Origin of the sequence: Streptomyces sp. NPDC058964 (assembly GCF_042741275.1) — a bacterium.
Taxonomy (GTDB): domain Bacteria; phylum Actinomycetota; class Actinomycetes; order Streptomycetales; family Streptomycetaceae; genus Streptomyces.
Window position 1 is genome coordinate 1 of record NZ_JBHYKH010000678.1, and the last position, 4,056, is coordinate 4,056.

Here is a 4,056-nt window from a genome sequence, read left to right on the forward strand (position 1 = left end):
CTCGCCGCCGGGGACGGGGCCATCTTCGGCCTCGGGGAGGGCGAGATAATCTCCAACTGGGAGACCTGGCGCCGGGCGGCACCCACCTTCATCAGGCTGCACACCCGCAACGCCTTCGACTCCGCCCTCTTCTACGGGGAGATCCTCGACTGGGCCTCCGACCGCCCCGGCTGCTGCCAGGTCGAGTACGAGGCCGGCGAGGTGGTGCTGCGCAGCCGGGGCGACGTGGTGGCACGCATCGACTCGGGCGCGGTCGAGGCGGCCCCCGATCCGTCGGTACGGCCGCACTGGCAGATCCACTTCGCCGTGGCCGACGTGGCGGACTGCGCCCGCGCCGCGGAGAAGCACGGCGGCAGCGTGCTGCGGGAGACGGAGGACGAAGCGGTACTGCGCGACCCCGACGGCGCCCAGTTCACGGTGACTTCGCGCCGCGAGCACTGAGCCCTCCGGGGGCCCGGGTTCGGGGGCTGATCCCTCCGGGGTCCGATGGTGCCGACCCCTCCAGCGTCCGGGGCCGGCCCGGGACCGGCGGCGTTGCGGGCCCCGGCCCGCCCGGGGCAGTCCGCGGCCGGTGACGCACGCCCGCGACGGGAGCCGCCGACCCGGTCGTGGCCTTCACTCCGGTCGCCGGGCAGCCGGCTGACAGCGAGTGGCCCGGGTACCGGCTCCCGCAGTCTCAGGTGGCCTGCGCGTTCCTGCCGCTGGAGCGGGACGGCCGGGACAGCAGCACCAGGCTGCGCGCCTCGACCCGCAGGCCGGTGCCCGCCTTGCGCTCGCGCTCGTCCGGGATCCCCTCGGGGTCGGCCGTGTCGATCAGGGTGGACCAGCGGTCGCCGTAGGTGCCGTCGGGCAGGCGGAAGTCCACCGGTTCCCAGTAGCCGTTCAGGAGCAGCAGGAACGAGTCGTCGACCACGCGCCGCCCGTACGGGTCGCGTTCGGCGATCGCGTCGCCGTTGAGGAACACACCGACCGAGTGCGCGTCGGAGCGCTGCCAGTCGCGGGCGGTCATCTCGCGCGCGTCGGGCAGCAGCCACACCAGGTCGGGCAGCGGCTGGTCGACATGGGTGACGGTCTCGCCGCGGAAGAAACGCCGGCGGCGCAGTACCGGGTGGGCGGCGCGCAGGCCGATGACGTACCGCGTGAACCCGGCCAGCGCACGCTGCTCTTCGGTCGTCTCCCAGTCGATCCAGGAGACCTGGTTGTCCTGGCAGTAGGCGTTGTTGTTGCCGCGCTGGGTGCGGCCCAGTTCGTCGCCGTGGCACAGCATCGGGATGCCCTGCGACAGCAGCAGTGTGGCCAGCAGGTTGCGCTGCTGGCGGGCGCGCAGTTCCAGGACCGCGGGGTCGTCCGTGTCGCCCTCGGCACCGCAGTTCCAGGACCGGTTGTCGCTCTCGCCGTCCCGGTTGCCCTCGCCGTTGGCCTCGTTGTGCTTGTCGTTGTACGAGACGAGGTCCCGCAGGGTGAAGCCGTCGTGCGCGGTCACGAAGTTGACGCTGGCCCGGGGGCGCCGTCTGCTGCGCGCGTACAGGTCGGAGGAGCCGGTGAGCCGGGAGGCGAACTCGCCGAGCGAGCCCGGCTCCGCCCGCCAGAAGTCCCGAACCGCGTCCCGGTACCTGCCGTTCCACTCCGACCACAGGGGCGGGAAGTTGCCGACCTGGTAGCCTCCCTCCCCCACGTCCCAGGGTTCGGCGATCAGCTTGACGCGGCTGATCACCGGGTCCTGCTGGATCAGGTCGAAGAACGCCGACAGCCGGTCCACCTCGTGGAACTGCCGGGCCAGCGTGGCCGCCAGGTCGAAGCGGAAGCCGTCGACGTGCATCTCGGTGACCCAGTAGCGCAGCGAGTCCATGATCAGCTGGAGCACGTAGGGGTGGCGCATCAGCAGGCTGTTGCCGGTGCCGGTGGTGTCGTAGTAGTGGGCCCAGTCGCCGTCGACCAGACGGTAGTAGGAGGCGTTGTCGATGCCCCGGAAGGACAGCGTGGGGCCGTGCTCGTTGCCCTCGGCGGTGTGGTTGTAGACCACGTCGAGGATGACCTCGAGGCCGGCCGCGTGCAGGGCCTTCACCATGGCCTTGAACTCGTTGACCTGCTCTCCGCGGGAGCCGAGCGCGGCGTAGGCGTTGTGCGGGGCGAAGAAGCCGATCGTGTTGTAGCCCCAGTAGTTGGACAGGCCGCGGTCCTGGAGCACGCCGTCCTGCGCGAACTGGTGCACCGGCATCAGCTCGACCGCGGTCACGCCGAGGGAGGTCAGATGCTCGACGACCGCCGGGTGCGCCAGGCCGGCGTAGGTGCCGCGCAGCCGGGGCGGGACCTCCGGGTGCGTTCGCGTGAGTCCCCGCACATGGGCCTCGTAGATCACCGTGTCCGCGTACGGCCGCCGGGGCGGACGGTCGTCTCCCCAGTCGAAGTACGGGTCGGTCACCACGCCGAGCATGGAGTGCCCCGCGCTGTCGGCCGGCGCGGGGCCGCCCGGGGAACGCTCGTAGAGCGAGGCGTGATTGTCGGTCTGCCCGTCCACGGCCCGCGCGTACGGGTCCAGGAGCAGCTTCGCCGGATTGCACCGGTGACCGAGGGCCGGGTCCCACGGGCCGTGCACCCGGAAGCCGTAACGCTGCCCCGGCTGGACCCCCGGCACATGACCGTGCCAGACGAAGCCGTCGACCTCGGTCAGCGGGACGCGGGTCCCGGTGCCCGCGTCGTCGACCAGGACCAGGTCGACCTGTTGGGCGACCTCGCTGAACAGCGCGAAGTTGGTGCCCTGCCCGTCGAAGGAGGCACCCAACGGGTAGGGGTGCCCGCTCCAGACGGGCACCCCTTTCCTCTTGGGGCGCGCCGTCACCGGGCGTCCTCCAGGGCGGCGTCCGCCGCGTCGACCACGTCCACCGGGGTGGCCATGGCCAGTGCGGCCACGGGCTCCTCCCTGGGCACCTGGCGCACCTGGCGCAGGCTGGGCGCCGGGGCGGTCGGGACCAGCGGCACGCGCTCGCCCGAGCGGGCGCGCTGCGAGAACCAGATGATCTTGCTGCCGCTGTCCGAGGCACAGCACCCCCAGCCGTCGCTGGTGGCGGCGATCTGGGTCAGGCAGGCGCGCAGGTCCTGATCGGGACGCAGATCGCGGTCGTCCCCGCCGATGGCGGTGATCAGATGCTGGCCGTTCCACCACATCTCGATCGACGTGTACTTGTCCGTCGCATGCTCGTCGATGGCCCGCAGCAGCAGTTCGGCGCCGCGGCAGACCGGGACCACGAGGTTCTCGAGGTCCCAGTAGCGGAGGTGGGCGGCCAGGATGCGGCTGACCTGTCCCACCCGTTCGGGGCTGACTTCCACGTCGAGGTGGTAGTAGCAGGGCACTGCGGTCTTCATTGTCGCTTGCTCCTCACCGGCGGAACCCGCGCTCGTTCTCGCCCCCCTTGGGCAACGGCCCCGATCACTGAGCGTCGAGCACTGATCGCTCCTGAGTCAGATCCACAGTGCGGTGGCTACGCCATTCGTGCAACACGAGAGCACCCTGCGGTGGTTGAACAACCAACAAGACGCTGAGTCGTCGCGCATGCACCATGTGTGCAATGCCTCGATCGCCGTAACGGATCCGTGCCTCTCCGCGCACGGAGGCCACCCGACCGTCGGGAAGCGCGCCCAGTCGAGAGCGTCGGAGAGTGAACAGGGCCATGCTGCTACCCGCCAAGGACGAAGTGGCCCGGCAGTTGCGGCGGTACCGGGCGTGGGAACGCGTGATGCTCGCCTCGCCGGGTGACCGCGCGGTGCGGGCCACGTTCGAGGACTCGGGCTACACCCTGTGCGTGCTGATGGGAAAGCGCTGCGCCCGGGAGGCCGCCGACGCCGCCGAACGTTATCTGCGCTCGAGTCTGGGCAGCTACCAGCGGGAGCAGGGCGGGCGGCCGCACGGGAGCGGGGCGGCGCGGCGGGCTCCGCCGTGGGAGCGGCGTCCCAGGGCGGGAAGGCCCTGAACCTTTCCGCGCGGGAAGGTCCAGCCCTTCCCGCGTTCTTCGGCTTCCCTGCCGGGCCCGGGGCCCCGCTTCGCGGACGGCGGAGGTG

4 protein-coding genes are annotated in these 4,056 nt (G+C 71.6%); 2 read left to right on the forward strand and 2 right to left on the reverse strand.

What is annotated here, in order from left to right; all coding sequences use genetic code 11:
* On the forward strand, nucleotides 1-441 hold a 441-nt coding region (locus ACFW2E_RS42820; protein WP_384476381.1), incomplete at its 5' end, for a VOC family protein.
* Nucleotides 442-676: 235 nt separating this feature from the next.
* On the opposite strand, the gene glgX is transcribed toward ACFW2E_RS42820, so the two are convergent.
* Nucleotides 677-2,812: a glycogen debranching protein GlgX gene (glgX, locus tag ACFW2E_RS42825; protein ID WP_384476384.1), complete on the reverse strand. Its 2,136-nt coding sequence runs from the start codon at nucleotides 2,810-2,812 to the stop codon at nucleotides 677-679.
* 23 nt (nucleotides 2,813-2,835) lie between these two features.
* On the reverse strand, nucleotides 2,836-3,363 hold the full coding sequence (locus ACFW2E_RS42830; RefSeq protein ID WP_384476387.1) for a pep a2: 528 nt from the start codon (nucleotides 3,361-3,363) through the stop codon (nucleotides 2,836-2,838).
* A gap of 305 nt (nucleotides 3,364-3,668) precedes the next feature.
* On the opposite strand from ACFW2E_RS42830, the gene ACFW2E_RS42835 reads away from it, so the two are divergent.
* Complete coding sequence (locus ACFW2E_RS42835) at nucleotides 3,669-3,968, forward strand: DUF5133 domain-containing protein (protein ID WP_384476390.1); 300 nt, start codon at nucleotides 3,669-3,671, stop codon at nucleotides 3,966-3,968.
* Nucleotides 3,969-4,056 lie beyond the last annotated feature (88 nt).

Bases quoted from the DNA above. Each gene is read 5' to 3' on its own strand.
- ACFW2E_RS42835 (WP_384476390.1), top strand. From the start codon at position 3,669: ATGCTGCTACCCGCCAAGGACGAAGTGGCCCGGCAGTTGCGGCGGTAC.
- ACFW2E_RS42830 (WP_384476387.1), bottom strand. From the start codon at position 3,363: ATGAAGACCGCAGTGCCCTGCTACTACCACCTCGACGTGGAAGTCAGC.